This window comes from Chitinophaga tropicalis (assembly GCF_009758205.1).
GTDB lineage: Bacteria > Bacteroidota > Bacteroidia > Chitinophagales > Chitinophagaceae > Chitinophaga > Chitinophaga tropicalis.
Genome location: NZ_WRXN01000002.1, coordinates 88991 through 103529, shown reverse-complemented (window position 1 = coordinate 103529; position 14539 = coordinate 88991). Strand labels below are relative to the sequence as shown.

The 14539-nt window shown below is 47.4% G+C and carries 9 protein-coding genes; 3 read left to right on the top strand and 6 right to left on the bottom strand.

Annotation, left to right across the window (positions count from 1 at the left end; genetic code table 11):
* The first annotated feature begins 9 nt into the window (after positions 1-9).
* The gene (locus GO493_RS06380) at positions 10-2445 is read left to right on the top strand and encodes a DUF1963 domain-containing protein (RefSeq protein ID WP_157305303.1); all 2436 of its coding nucleotides are present in this window, start codon (positions 10-12) and stop codon (positions 2443-2445) included.
* 110 nt (positions 2446-2555) lie between these two features.
* On the opposite strand, the gene GO493_RS06375 is transcribed toward GO493_RS06380, so the two are convergent.
* From GO493_RS06375 to GO493_RS06350, 6 genes are all read right to left on the bottom strand, one after another.
* Entirely contained in the window at positions 2556-3473 is a 918-nt protein-coding gene (locus tag GO493_RS06375; RefSeq protein WP_157305302.1) for a PorP/SprF family type IX secretion system membrane protein, read from the bottom strand.
* A 2-nt stretch (positions 3474-3475) separates the two neighbouring features.
* Positions 3476-9280: an MBG domain-containing protein gene (locus GO493_RS06370; RefSeq protein WP_157305301.1), complete on the bottom strand. Its 5805-nt coding sequence runs from the start codon at positions 9278-9280 to the stop codon at positions 3476-3478.
* A gap of 82 nt (positions 9281-9362) precedes the next feature.
* Positions 9363-10505, bottom strand: coding sequence for an ABC transporter substrate-binding protein (locus tag GO493_RS06365; RefSeq protein WP_157305300.1), 1143 nt, complete (start codon positions 10503-10505; stop codon positions 9363-9365).
* A 16-nt stretch (positions 10506-10521) separates the two neighbouring features.
* Positions 10522-11079 carry a phage tail protein gene (locus GO493_RS06360; protein WP_157305299.1) on the bottom strand — a complete coding sequence of 186 codons (558 nt, stop codon included), beginning with the start codon at positions 11077-11079 and terminating at the stop codon, positions 10522-10524.
* Positions 11080-11095: 16 nt separating this feature from the next.
* A complete protein-coding gene (locus tag GO493_RS06355; RefSeq protein WP_157305298.1) occupies positions 11096-11647 on the bottom strand; it encodes a phage tail protein in 552 nt (183 codons plus the stop codon).
* An 11-nt stretch (positions 11648-11658) separates the two neighbouring features.
* On the bottom strand, positions 11659-12225 hold the full coding sequence (locus GO493_RS06350) for a phage tail protein (RefSeq protein WP_157305297.1): 567 nt from the start codon (positions 12223-12225) through the stop codon (positions 11659-11661).
* 165 nt (positions 12226-12390) lie between these two features.
* On the opposite strand from GO493_RS06350, the gene GO493_RS06345 reads away from it, so the two are divergent.
* Together GO493_RS06345 and GO493_RS06340 are read left to right on the top strand one after the other, a co-directional pair.
* Positions 12391-13197: a bifunctional UDP-sugar hydrolase/5'-nucleotidase gene (locus tag GO493_RS06345; RefSeq protein WP_157305296.1), complete on the top strand. Its 807-nt coding sequence runs from the start codon at positions 12391-12393 to the stop codon at positions 13195-13197.
* Positions 13198-13393: 196 nt separating this feature from the next.
* Positions 13394-14533: a PDDEXK-like family protein gene (locus tag GO493_RS06340; protein WP_157305295.1), complete on the top strand. Its 1140-nt coding sequence runs from the start codon at positions 13394-13396 to the stop codon at positions 14531-14533.
* The last annotated feature ends 6 nt before the right edge of the window (positions 14534-14539 follow it).

Here is a 14539-nt window from a genome sequence, read left to right as displayed (position 1 = left end):
TGATCATTTATGCAGGTAGCAATTACAGAAACTTTCGCAGCCGACTTCCCGGATATTTATCAACGTATACATACCATGTGGGAGAGCATAAGAGGTGAGCATATAAAAGATGATGAATTATCCCTCGTATCTATTGCCCTGAGAGAAGTCAGTACATATGATAAATACCAGGGTACAGATCTCCTGTCCCGCTTCCGGGAGGATTGCCTGGAACAGCGAGGCGCCTTTGAGGTTATTGCAGATAAGAGATTGCCTGTAGCAGATCTTATATCTGATATCCTGATGGCGCAATCAGTGGAAGGCTATTTTTTCTACTTCGGTATTGTACAGATCAGCGCTGAATATTGTTACACCTTTTCAGGAGATTGTAATATAAAGGACCGGGAGTTTTATGAGCCGCTGTTTGATGGTATCTGGCAAAGCCTGGAATACTTTGGTAACCCGGCGAAGGAGCTGGCGAAACAGCAAGCGGCTATTGATGCTCTTTCTACGAAAAATAATCCAGCAAAAAAGGAGAAAAAAGAAGAAGCCCTTCCTTTTTCCGTTCCAGCTGATGGTAAGGAGCTATGGGAGCTGGATGGCAATCAATTCCGTTTTCTGCCTGGTAGCAGCCTGTATGTTTCTGACACCGATGGAAACTTATATATTAAGCTGGAAGGAGAAATGCCGGATTATAATGACACCAGGCACGGGCATATTTTAAATAATTATGAGAATGGGAAGGTATACCTGCAGTTTAATTTCAAAGGAGTATATAACAATGGCGTACCAACGGGAGTATATAAATTTAAAGATGAACGGGACAATACCCACCGCTCTTACCTGTGGAAAGGAGGTTTCCAATACAGCTTTAATTTTAACGGGGAGGTTACGCTAAAGGATGGATGGCTTAATATTAATGGGCACTTCGGCGATTATTTATTAAGAGTAGTTAAGAAGCTCCGCCTGGAAGATATTCAGTGGGATAAGTACCGGTTTACAAGCCTGGAAGAGCTTGATACAGCGTCTGCGGTTATTGTACATCATATACAGCTTACAGACCCTTATCCGGCCCAGCTGCATGAGCAGCTGTATCCGTTCACAGAGGTACGGACGTTTGCTATTCATTTCTCTCCTGGCAACAAGTCAGCCGCTGATATGAAAGAACTTCCCAAACCGCTTAAACGGTATAAATCTCTCAGGCAGCTCAACCTGTCAGGCATTGTTGCAGTGGATACGCTGCCGCAATGGATAGGAGATCTCAAAGAGCTGGAACATCTCAGTTTGTCTGAAAGCCAGATAGAAGGCATACATCCTTATATATTCCAGCTTCCGAAACTAAAGTTCTGTTACCTTGGTAATAACCGCCTGCAATCCCTTGCTCCTGCCCTGCCGGACACGCTGGAGTTCCTATTGCTGGAAAATAATCAGCTTACATCATTACCAGCGTCCCTGGCAAAGCTAAAGCACCTGAAGAGCCTGAACATCAGCAGAAATCCGCTGCAAAAGCTGCCTCCGGGGCTGGAAAATATAGAACATCTGGAACTGGAGCTGGAAAAGAAGCTTTCCATGATGGATTATTCCTACAAAGGCGCTGATGGTAAAGGCATCATTTCTTATGACGATACTTTATTCTTTGCTCATAACGATAAAGAGTTGCAGCAAGGACTGGAAACTGTGATAGCAGATCAGAACCTGCAGCTCTACCGGCAAGGCCTGACAGAGCTTGCCCGTAAGTCAGTGGCTATTGTTACTACTGACGAAGATCATTATGAACAAAAAGGTAACAGCCGTTTTGGCGGATTGCCGGATCTACCTGCCGGTACTTCGTACCCGTCCTTTACTTCATATGATGGTAGTTCTAAAGGATTGCAGTTCATCTCGCAGCTTAATTGTGCAGATGTGGCCCACCTGCAGGATTACCTGCCAAGGACCGGTATCCTGTATTTCTTTATAAGAGACCAGGATGATTTTGAGCCGCTGGTTATGTATTATGATGGCGATATGTCTTTGCTGCAATCAGCCAGAGCACTAGATATTACTGAAGATTATATTTTCGATGACAGGGGTATTTATACTCCTTACAAAGCAACCTTCGATAAGTATCCCGGTATTCCGTTCTTCTATAACATACAGGATTATATAAAAGATTCTTTTCCGGAGCTGAAAGACCTGGAGGATATGGACGATGAAACGGAAGCACTCAAAAACGCGCTGAACCCAGCTATTACGCCTGTACACAGCATTAACAGCTATGTATTCAAACAACATGATACTCCGGAGATTGAAGCAGCGAACGCGTTTAAAGGGAAGCCGGAGGATTGGATGGTATTATTGCGGGTAGGATCTGACAGCAATACCGGGTTTAGCTTCTGGGATGCGGGGGAGATCTATTTTGTGATACATAAGAGTGATCTGGCGCAGAGGAATTTTTCGAAGGTGTTTTGTGGTTTGGAGAGTAGTTGATGGGAGGAGGATATTGCTCAGAAAAAAGGGTTTTGCCTTCGGCAAAACCCTTTTTTCTGAGAGAGATTTTTCTTGAGAGATAACAGGCTGGCCTGCGGCCAGCTAAGATATTAATTGAAGAGGTTTACCATCAGGTTCAGCTCAAACATTCCGTTGGTATAAGTGCTTAGCCCGGAAGTCTGTGAGGTATAAGTGAACTGTACACCTCCGAGCGACTTATAGTTAAGCCCCGCCCCTGCACTGATACTTTTAGAGGTATGATACATGCCAAAGGCATTCAACAGATTGCCCAGGAACACGAAATTGGCGCCTACATCCACGATGTTATCATATCCTTTTACACCACGGAAACAGATTTTAGGTTCAACAGAGCTAAGCTGCTCTCCTGTCTGGAATTTATACCCGGCAGCGGCAAAGAAGATGGAACGGTTTATACCGACATCGGCTGATTTATTTCTCACATAACTGATCAGGTTAGGCATGGCTGCCTGCAGGCTAAGTCCGTTACGGGTGAAGGCCATACCGAAATCACTTTCAAAATAATTGTCCCGGCGGTTATAGGCAGAGATCTCTTCATCTGTAGGATCTCCGACCACAGATTTTGTATCCAGCCTTCTTGCGATGAAAGCAGCAGATAAGCCAAAGTGTAATACACTGTTACCATTCACGTTCAATGGCAGGTGATAGGCATAGGTAAAGGCTACTTTTGTACTGTTCAAAAGGCCGGCCTTATCATTATAGAGATTCATCCCCAAACCTACCCTCTTGCCCAGCATATAGTCGGCCGCGAGTGCCTTTGCTTTAGGAGATCCCGGAACATCCGACCATTGCCGCTGGTAGGCGGCGAATATATGCAGGCCGGTATCTACACCGGCCATGGCAGGATTGGCCATATACTGGTTCAGGAAGTACTGAGCTGCCATCGGCTCATATAAGGAAGGTGCGTTACCCAGGCTCTGCGCTTCTGCATGGTAGCTGCTGAGCGCAAAAGCGCCCAGCAATGTTATGTAGCTTATATATCTTTTCATGTCTAGTATCTGTGGATGATTGTAATGAATCCTTTGAATCTGGGTTTATTATCCCCCAGGTCTATGATATAGTAATAGGTACCTTCTGCTAACCGCTGACCGTTCACTGTACCGTTCCAGTTATTGGTATAACCCTGCTGACGGTAGATGAGACGACCTGCCCGGTCATAGATCTTCACCTCATTCTGCGGATACATGTCAATGTTCTTCACTATCCACAGGTCGTTCTTACCATCTCCGTTAGGGGTAAGGATATTTGTGGCCTCCAGCTGATAATCGTCTTTTACTGTGATGGTGATCTCTTTTGTAACGCTACAACCTTCATTGTTAGTAATAGTTACCTGGTAAGTAGTGGTGGCTGCCGGACGTGCGTCTGTTTCTGCCGATTGAGCGTCGGTCAGTCCAGCGACAGGGCTCCACGTATAAGAGCTGCCGCCGGAAGCTGTGAGCCTTATTGTTTCGCCTTTACTGATAGTAGATTCTCCTGTCAGTTGAATATCTCCATCAGGTAATGGGTTCACAACTACTGTAACAGCGGAGGAAGTCACGCTAAAGTTGCCGTAGATAGCTTTTACTGTATAGCTGCCGCCCTGGTTAACTGTCAGCGATCTGCCGGCTGCACCAGCTACCTGGCTGCCATCACGATACCATTCGTATGCGGGAGCTTCGCTGGATTGTAATGTAATGGTGCCACCTGCGCAGAATGTAGTGTTGCCTTGTGCTGTGATGACCGGTGCACTCCATGCGCTTACTTCTATTGTTTGAGTTACTGCCTGTGCGGGCTCATAGTTATTATCGCCCGCCTGTGAAGCAGTGATAGTGACGCTACCCGCCACACCTACATGGGCAATGTTTCCATTCACACTTATCACCTGTGTATTATTAGTGCTAAATGTTACCGACAGTCCGGAGGTGGATGTAGCGACGAGTGTAAAGTCAGGGTCTCCCTGGTTCTTATTGCCCGGGTTGCTGAAAGTGATCTGCTGGGTAGCTTTTGTGATGGTCAGCTGACCATCTGTATATGTGATGCTGTAATCATTGCTTGTCAGTCCTGCCGGGGTAATGACGTATGCACCAGCATTTACAGCCCCCTGAGCCGAACCGGTATATGTAATGCTACCGCCGAGTTTTGCTGCGTTATCTCCGTTCACAAAACCTGCGTATGTTACTCCGTTACCACCTGTATAGGCAGTACCATTATAGGTACGTGTATCATTTGCTGCTGTAACGGTGAGCGATGCTTTGTTAACGTTGAATGACCGTGTGGCTTGTGTTGCCGGGAAATAGCTGGCATCGCCTGCCTGGTTGGCAGCAATTGTTACGATACCTGCACCGGTGATAGTAACAGTATTGCCATTTACAGTGGCCGGGCCGCTAACTATGCTGTAGCTAACTGGTAGCCCGCTGTTACTGGTAGCGTTGAGTGTAAATGTAGCATCTCCATATGCTTTATCGGTAACTGCCGGGAAGGTGATGGTTTGTGGCGCCTGACCTACCGTGAGCGTACCATTAACAGTAGTGAAGACATAGTTGGCAGAACTCAGTGTACCGGCAGCGATAGTGATCGGGTAATTACCTGCCAGGCTGCTGGCATCTGCATTAGTATTCAGTACGGGGGCGCCGCCTATTACACTGTCATCATCCCCGTTCACGAAACCGGTGATAGTATAGGTCAGCGCCGGATTGGCTACTCCGTAGGCCTTCTGTTTATCATCTGCAGTTACGGTCAGCGTAGCTGTGCCAACATTGAAGGTGTTGCTTACGGCAGTAGCGGCTGTATAGTTGGCATCGCCCGGTTGTGTAGCTGTAACAGTTACGCTACCTGCGCCGGTAATGGTTAATGTATTACCGTTGACAATAGCGGGCCCTGATGTAACCACATAGGTAACCGGTAACCCGCTGGTGCTGGTGGCGCTGAGCGTAAACGGAGCATCCCCGTATGTTTTGTTTGTAAGAGCCGGGAAGGTGATGGTCTGTGATGCCTGGCCAATAGTCAGTGTGCCGTCTACAAAACTGAATGAGTAATTAGCAGCGGTCAGACTACCAGCTCCCACTGTAATGGGATATGTGCCTGGCGTACTGTTTACAGTTGCTGTAGTACTCAGGGCTGCGGTACCGCTCACTACAGTGCCGTTTTCTCCGTTTACGTAGCCGGTAATGATATAGCCGAGTATAGGATTGGGCGCCAGGTAATTCTTAGCCAGGTCTTTGGCGGTTACTGTGAGCACAGCTTTATTAACGGTGAATGTCTGTGTTACAGTTGTTGCCGGCCTATAGTTGACATCACCTGGTTGATCGACAGCGATTGTTACATTGCCTGTGCCTGTGATGGTAACAGTGTTGCCACTTAAAATCACAGGGCCTCCAACTAAACTGTAAGTAACTGGTAAGCCACTGGTGCTGGTAGCGCTGAGTGTAAATTGAGCATTCCCGTATGTTTTATTTGCAATAGCAGGGAAATTGATGGTCTGCGAAGCCTGAGCTATGAGCAGGGTACCATTTGCCAGGCTGAAATTATAATTAGCTGCGCTTAATGTACCTGTAGCAGTAACTATGGGATAAGCACCAGGTGAGCTGCTGGCATTAGCATTAGTGCTGATTGCAGGAGCACCGCTGATTACGCTGTTATCTTCTCCGTTCACGAAACCCGTAATAGTGTAAGTAAGTACAGGATTTACCAGTCCATAGGCTCTTTGTTTATTCTCAGCTGTTACCGTCAGTGTAGCAGGAGTAACAAGGAAGGTCGTGCTTACTGCTGTAGCAGCACTATAATTAGCGTCTCCCGGCTGTGAGGCTGTTACGGTAACACTACCGGCGCCGGTAATAGTCAGGGTATTACCGCTGATGGCAGCGGGGCCTGATGTAATGGCATAAGTAACGGGCAGGCCGCTGGTGCTGCTGGCGTTTAGTGTAAACGGAGCATCGCCGTATGTCTTATTCGTAATAGCCGGGAAGGTGATGGTCTGCGATGCCTGGCCGATGGTAAGCGTACCATCTACCAGGTTGAATGAATAATTAGCAGCGTTCAGGGTACCTGTACCTAAAGTAATGGGATAAGTACCTGGTGTACTGCTGGCATCTGCTGTTGTGCTGATAGCGGCAGTGCCACTTACTACGCTGTTATTCTCTCCGTTCACGAAACCCGTAATAGTATAATCCAGGGCAGGGTTAGCCTGCAGGTATGTTTTGGTTTTATTATTGGCGGTTACTGTAAGAGCTGCTTTGTTGATGGTGAATGTCTGTGTTACTCTTGTTGCCGCTGTATAGTTGGCATCACCAGGTTGATCGGCAGCAATTGTTACATTACCTGTGCCTGTGATGGTAACTGTGTTGCCGCTTAAAGTAGCCGGACCTCCTACCAAACTGTAGGTAACAGGCAGGCCGCTGGTGCTGGTAGCGCTGAGCGTAAACGCAGCGTCTCCATATGTTTTATTTGCAATGGCGGGGAAATCGATGGTCTGTGAAGCCTGGTTGATAGTCAGCGTACCGGTAGTAAAGGTGAAGCTGTAATTAGCCGAGCTTAATGTGCCAACAGCAGCAGTGATAGGATAGGTACCTGGTGCGCTGGTTGCATCTGCAATGGTGCTGAGCTGTGGCGTACCTGTCAGCACGGTGGCATCTTCGGTGTATACAAATCCATTGTAAGTATATGTAAGTGCAGGGTTGTTGACGCCGTATGACCGTTGTTTATCATCAGCTGTAACTATCAGTCCTTTTTTATTAACGGTAATGGTACGTGTAGCGGTTGCCGGCAGATATGTGTTGGTGGCGCCTGCATTGGCTGTGATGACGGCTGTGCCTGCGCCGGTAGTTTTGATCTTACCGTTAACTATCTGTGCTACGGCTGTATTACCCGATGTGTAGGTAATGGTAGCATCGCCGGTGGTGGTTGCCTGTAGAGCGATGTTTTCATCGCCATAGGTAGCAGGAGCAAGTGTCGGGAAGGTGATGGTCTGTGCCTGGGCCTGGATCTCATATGCGCCCAGGTCAATCACGGTATTGCTGATACGTGTTTGTCCGCCGAGGTCCAGTGTACCGGCCTGCGCTGTGTAGCCGCTGTTGTTGGTCTGCGGATCGCCCCTGTTGATGGCGAAGTTGGTCAGTGTGAGCCGCAGGTCGCCGTTAGCGGCGTCTGTAAATGTTACAGCGGGCGTAGTTTGTTGCGTGGTAGTATTGGTATAATACTGATCACCCAGTATTGAATAGTTAATATCCTTTGTAGCAGTAGCGGAGAAATAAATGTCTGTGACACCCGCCCAGGCTGATGTATTGCCTGATATAATGCTATTGTATGCTACAAGGCTGCCATTGGACATTGCCACACCACTTGCCTGTGTAAAGCCGGTATTGCCGCTTATAGTAGCGTTGATCAACCGCAGGGTACCGTTTGCATTCTGGATAGCCCCGCCCTGTTGAGCACTTCCGTTGCCGGAGATAACGCTGTTGGTAAGTTGCATGGTACGCGAGCCGGTATTATATATAGCGCCTCCGCCCAGGTTAGCGGCGTTGCCATGGAAGCGTGTGTTTGTAACAGATACGTTGGCGTCAGAGCAGTAAAGACCTGCACCTGATTGCTTGTCGACCGTTGCGCCGGTAGCGTTTCCGCCCGTAATGATCAGGCCGTCCAGTACCACCTGGCCGCTGACATTACCGATGGTCATTACCTGATAGCTGTTGGTTCCCCTGATATCTGAGGGTTGCAGCACAATACCGTTATTCAGGATATCATCACTTGCCAGGTCGCCGCTGAGTATAACGGGATTAGCCGGTATATTACGTGCATTCAGTGTTGCTTCGTTACCAGCAAAGCCGCCATATACGGAAAGGGCTGAGGTTATAGTAAATGAAGCCGCCGGGTCTGCCGTGGCAGCAGGCTTATAGGTGCCTTTGGCTACCCATACCTGGCTAATGCCGTTTGCTGGATCTGCGGCTGCATTGAGGGCGTCCCGCAGCTCAGGCAGGGGGCTGGTCCAGCTGCTGCCATCGCCGGGTGTAGCGGATTGTTTGTTGACATATACGATACCTCCCGCATCCGGGTTTACGATAGTCAGGTTACAGGGAGCGGTATTTTTCAGGCTGAATGCTGTAGGCGCCGGCGCTGAAAGCGTATTGTCTTTGTTCCATTGTAACGTATCCAGTATCAGGCTGCGCAGCCTGGCAGAAGAACCTACAGTGGTATTGCAATTATATCTTGCATTTACGGTGGTTAGATCCGGGAATTTCAGCAGCGCAGTTGTTGCTGGCTTTACGGAAGAAGAAGAAGTAAAATCACAGGGATCGAGCGATGTTTCCCAGGTCTTCCTGTTTATATTGATACCAGCAATGATACTCGGTGCAGCAACGGTGCCAGTGAAGGCAAACAGCTGATCGCCGGCAAGGCCAAGGCTGATATACTGTGAACTGGAAGCTTTAGTAGCTGTGATATTCGTGACTGTCCCTATTGTAGCTGAGGGAGAATATTTACAGGAGATGACCACCTGCTGACCGGCCTTGATCAGAGTGGAGCCGGAGGACCATCTGATGACGCCATCTGTTTGTGAACCAGTATTGGCGGCACAGGAGGTGGACTGAAAGCCGGTTCCGGTCCAACCCAGATCTGTAAAATAAATTTCTGTATTAGCAGGGCAATTACGGAGAAATACAAACGAAAAAGCATCGTTCTGTGTACTGCCATTGTTATCGTCATCAAAGGTATTGATACCGGTAAACAGCAGATCGCCGGCGGTGATGGTCTGCGCCTGCACATATTGAACAGTACTGCTGAGCAGTAACAAATAAACTACAATCCGGAGTAACGTTAACTTCATAGCTATTGGGAAGCCTTTGGTATAAGAAAAATGTATTGATATAGATCCGCCGTGGCGGATCGTGAATTATCTGTAAATAAGCTCAGGCACAGAGATAGGTGTTAATCCATCCGGAAGTTCGTGTTACGGTCTTATCATTCACTATTTCCTGCCATATCGTTGCTGTATTATCTACCCTCCCTTTCACTTCCGGTTCAAACACTTCATTTGCTTCTACCAGCCATGCGGGGGTAAGCATATGGTGTGTGGCTGTATCGATGCGCATGGGTCCGCGGGGACTGTTGAGCGTAACATTACCAAGACCGGCCAGTATGTCCTTTGCCCGGAAGTTATGTGTGTTTGCAGTATTAAAAATATGTTCCAGTATCAGACCGGTATCCCACCCGTGCATGCCGGCCAGGTTGGCCTCACGGCCGGTGAAATGCAGGAATTGTTCTTTCAGTTGGCTGTTGGCGTCATTGTTAATAGAAGATGTCCAGGGTACATATCCGCTGATACGGAAAGGTAATCTGAGTTCTCCATAAACAGCAGGCAGGGTTTCGTCCAGCAGCATAGGGCTGGCAAATACCTGTAAGTTCTTTGCATGATCCAGTTGTTGCAACTGCTGAAGGAAACAATGTGCGAGATCGCCGTTGAAAAGTGACAGTAATGCCTGTACCTGTGTGTTGGCCGTCAGGAAATCGTGCAGGGGAGCTGAATTGAACTCCTGTACTTTGTACTGGCTGACGAAGTTATAGGCAATGTTACCTCCGCAGTCAGCATATGACTGTGTGAGGGCATGGCTGTGCGAATATCCCCCGTCATAAAAAGATGTGCATACGGCAGCATCTTTTAACAGACCTGCGGCGTATTGACCTGTAAGCCGGCATTGAACAGTATTGTTAAGCGTGTGGGATAGTACTACGGGATGGGGTTCCCAATCATACGGATATTTGGCGCCGTTATGCACCAGCAATACCAGGCGGTTGAGAGACCGTGCCAGTGATGCGATATTCTGTACCGATTCCTGGTCGGCATATAACACCAGGACATCTACCTGCTGTTCCAGCAACATTTTTTCAGCTTCAGCCAGCATCTTTTCCGGTTCTGTTCCAAAACCTATATGAGCCGTGATCAGCGATGCCGGTACCTGCCTGTATTGCAGGTATGCCTGCAACCCTTGCTGGAAATTATGATAAAGCAAAGGCTGGAAGGTTGATCTTGGTAAAAGTGCTCCTATCTTCATACTGGCTTGTGCTGGATCATGTTTGCGATGGGAACTCCCCAGCCGGGTTGATTATAAAGTTCACAACAATATAGGGCTGCATATTATCAAAGGGCTGACTGTTCCCTACCGGAGTTACAGTCATCATATTACCTCCGCTGGATGGGATGACCTTCAAAGGAGGCAGATGGCTGGTATCTGTTTTACCTGTGCTGTAAAGCTGTGTGCCTGTAACAATTGACGGATAAGTGTTATCAGGTACGAGGGATTTGCCGGGATTTTGTCCGAGGGAAGGGATATATACCGCCCCGGCAACCAGGTGCTGGTGAGCAGGAAGGTTGTTGGGTATCAGCGTTACTGTTTCTGTTCCTCCATTTTCTCCCAGTGTAAACGAACTTCCCTGATGTACCGGCACTCTTCCACGCAGGTCAGGAAGACCGAATGTTTCCACTCCATCACCACCATAGGTGGTACCTATGACGAGGAAGAGAGTTTCATACTCAGAAATGTTAAGCAATCGTCCATCACAGAAAAGCCAGCCCGCTGGCTCAAAATCTCCCGCAAACATTCTTATTTCTCCTGTAAAAGCAGGCATAGTTTGAATCTTTAAATTATGAACGTGGAGGGAATACTCCCTGCATAGCAATCAGAAATTTGAGTGTTAATGAGGGCTGAACATTGTATACCGGAGCAGAATTGCCTGCGGCCCTCAATTGCAAAGACGCATGGACGGGGATAGCACCGCTACCTACAGTAGCACTGTACAGAGGTGTAGCTGATGAAGTACCCGGATAATTGCCCATAGGGTTATTGGTATTATTGTTGGCTCCTGCGGGAAATGATAATTCCTGCTCGGGAATATTGTGCGTATGCGAAGGTAGTTCGTTGGTAGTCAAAGTAACCTCCTCAGTTCCGCCCTGCTCGCCAAGGCTATGCAGGTATAAACCCGGTCCCTGGCCTGCTCCGATGGGAACCTTGCCCATGAGGTCAGGAAGACCGAAGGTGCTCTTTCCATCACCTCCGAAGGCAGTTCCCAGAAGTGCAAACAGCGGGGTATTCTGTGAAATGGGCAGTAACTGTCCATTACAGGTAGCGTAACCTTTCGGCGCAAAATTGAAAGGTACTATAATGATCTCAGCGACATAGCGGTCTGTTGCTGCCATAATGAATATAATTAGGTTTCAGAAGGGAAAATACCTTGCAGGGCAATAATAAAATTGATAGCCAGGTATGGCATTACGTTATTAAAAGGAGTTTGTGCCGTTGTATTAGCAGTGCTCAGCAAAGGGGCTCCTGCGGGATCTCTTACCATATCATAAGCCTGTACCGTAGCCATTTTTTCATCTGCCACGGGGCTGAACCCGGGGCTGCCAGCCGGCGCCGTTGCAAAGAAAGTACTGTCTGATGAAGTGGTGGTTGGTGCGCCCCCTGTTGGCAATGTAAGTGTTGCCGTTACCGGATGGCTGTGTTGCGGCATAGTTCCCATATTAAGGGTATTGGCCATTGCACCCTGTTTGCTTCCTAAAGTGTATCCGTTGCCTTCATGCATGGGCGCACGGTCCCGAAGGTCAGGAAGAGCAAAGTTAGTCTGTCCATTACCGCCAAAAGTAGTGCCTAACAAAGCAAACAGTGGCTGGTTCTGATTGATAGGTAATAATTGTCCGTTGCACAATGCGTAACCTTTAGGGGCAAAATTGAAAGAGACCATAACGATCTCTGAAAGGAAGGGTGTTTCTGCCATTGAATTGAGTTCACGTTAGGGATATTGTCCTGGATAAATACGTACGTAACGAATGCTGCCGCAAAAATATAGTTTATTTCCTTCAGATACAATATTTATTTTATCAATGAAAATCCGGATAACAGTGATTATCTTTGTTTCATTCTTTCCCAGATCCTTATATTTATGAATCAAGAACGCCGTTCCTTTCTGCGCAACACGCTGCTATCCACAGGCATTCTGTTGGTCCCCCCTTCTATTAAATCCCTGGCTTCTATTACAGCAGGCAACATTTATATTCCCGGTAACAACCGTGAGTTAATGATATGGCATACAAGCAACCTGCAGGGTGCGCTCCCGGACCTGTTGCCGACCGGCAATGAAAACCTGTTGCTGGACGCCGGAGATTTTACCGGTCATACGGGTATTGAAATGGTACAGGCTATGAATAAAGTCAGTTATCACGTTGCCAATGTAGGTAGCAGGGAACTGGTAAACGGACAGGCAGGCCTGGCTGCGTTGATACCATATATACAATTTGCCCTGGTGAACTGTAATTACCGATTTACAGATAAAACGCTGGTGCGCGAAGTAGTACCGTATAAGATCGTGTATATAGGCCAGTTAAAGATAGGGGTGACTGGTGTGGGGCCTCAATTACCTGCTGCCAGTGGCGTTACCTGCCTGCCTCCCGTTGAAGCTGCCAGCAAAGTAGCTGCAATACTTAAGAATGAACATAGTTGTGATGTGGTAATCTGCCTTTCACAAACGGATAACTACAAAATGGCGATCGATTCTACCAATATAAATCTTGTGATAGGCGGCCATCAGAAGGGAGTATTGTATTCATCACTTGTACTGAAGAATGCCCAGGGTCAGGAAGTATGTCTTAACCAGACAAACAGCGACCTGAATATGGTAGGTAGTATGAAAATGATGTTCAATGAAGAGCGTGAGGGTTGTGGTATGGTGCCTGGTTATGTGATGGCTTAATTAATTTATATCATAAAGCGGTCCCGGCTGTATTTCAGACGGATGAAACAGCTAAAAAGAACGGGTTTTGCCTTCGGCAAAACCCGTTCTTTTTAGGAAGGATTTGTCTATGCTGCGCGGCTGGTTTTGAGAGAAGAGGTAATTGCCCCGGGTTGGTCAAGAGAACAAACCTTCTCCCCTTTCTGTTAAATTAAATATGATAACAGATCAGTTCCCATTCTTATACCATCCTCAGTGGGGAGCAATTGCCGATGGTTACCGCCAGGTGAAACGAGAAAAGAGGTCGGTGGGCTTTAATCTTTTCTCTGTCACCTCCAATGGCCGTCATCATGAAAACTTCCATTCGGATATCCTGGCAAGCCTGCTTGATCCCGGAAGGGAGCACCAGGAAGGTTTCCTTTATCTGCATCTTTTCATAACGTATTTACGGGAGCAGTATCAGATCCTGGTTTCATGTGAAGATTTCTGTCATACCAGGGTAACCCGGGAGGAAGGCAGGCTGGATGTATTGATAAAGGATGAAGTATCCAGGAAAGCTATCATCATTGAAAATAAGATCAACGGCGCCCAGGATATGGAGGACCAGCTGGAGCGGTATCACCGGTTTGCTGAAAAAAATGGGAACTACACTGTCGTGGCTATTATATACCTGTCTGCAGACGGGTTAAAGTATGCTCCCAAATCCAACGCAAGAATAGATCATCTTGTATACAACATTGGTTGTTTTGTTAATACAGCGACTGACCTGCTCAATGGCTGGCTGGTACCCTGTGTTCAGGCAAGTGCGCATGCAGATAGCCGGTCGTTCCTTCAACAGTATATAAATTTATTGAAACATCTTTCAAATAAACATATGGAAACTGCCCAGAAAGCTCAGCTATATGATTTCCTGAGTGAGAGCAATAACCTGCAACAGGCTTTGTTAGTGATGGAACTTATGTCTCAAATGACTGCTTACAGAGCTGAATGTTTTATTAAAGCTATTAATGGTAAATATCATCCTTTCCGCCAACTGTACCGGTATAAAGAGAATTACTACTGTTTCGAAAACTATTGCCCGGAAGACAATCACTTTAAACTGGACGTATGGTTCAATGAAGATGGCAGTGCGGGGCTGGATTTCTGGAATACAACGCTCCACTCGCCCGAAGGCAGGCCACCTCTCACACAGGAGCTACAGCGTATTGGATGGGAAACTTTATTTGATCCCGGACATGGTAATGGCGATAATGGCTACCGGAAGCTATTCAAGATCAGTGATGCCTATCCTAATATGAAAGCGCTGGATGCTGCGGTACTGGATTTTGTTGAGAAATTTATACATGCCCTGGGTTAGCAGAAC

Bases quoted from the DNA above. Each gene is read 5' to 3' on its own strand.
- GO493_RS06370 (WP_157305301.1), bottom strand. From the start codon at position 9,280: ATGAAGTTAACGTTACTCCGGATTGTAGTTTATTTGTTACTGCTCAGC.
- GO493_RS06365 (WP_157305300.1), bottom strand. From the start codon at position 10,505: ATGAAGATAGGAGCACTTTTACCAAGATCAACCTTCCAGCCTTTGCTT.
- GO493_RS06355 (WP_157305298.1), bottom strand. From the start codon at position 11,647: ATGGCAGCAACAGACCGCTATGTCGCTGAGATCATTATAGTACCTTTC.
- GO493_RS06375 (WP_157305302.1), bottom strand. From the start codon at position 3,473: ATGAAAAGATATATAAGCTACATAACATTGCTGGGCGCTTTTGCGCTC.
- GO493_RS06380 (WP_157305303.1), top strand. From the start codon at position 10: ATGCAGGTAGCAATTACAGAAACTTTCGCAGCCGACTTCCCGGATATT.
- GO493_RS06350 (WP_157305297.1), bottom strand. From the start codon at position 12,225: ATGGCAGAAACACCCTTCCTTTCAGAGATCGTTATGGTCTCTTTCAAT.
- GO493_RS06340 (WP_157305295.1), top strand. From the start codon at position 13,394: ATGATAACAGATCAGTTCCCATTCTTATACCATCCTCAGTGGGGAGCA.
- GO493_RS06345 (WP_157305296.1), top strand. From the start codon at position 12,391: ATGAATCAAGAACGCCGTTCCTTTCTGCGCAACACGCTGCTATCCACA.
- GO493_RS06360 (WP_157305299.1), bottom strand. From the start codon at position 11,079: ATGCCTGCTTTTACAGGAGAAATAAGAATGTTTGCGGGAGATTTTGAG.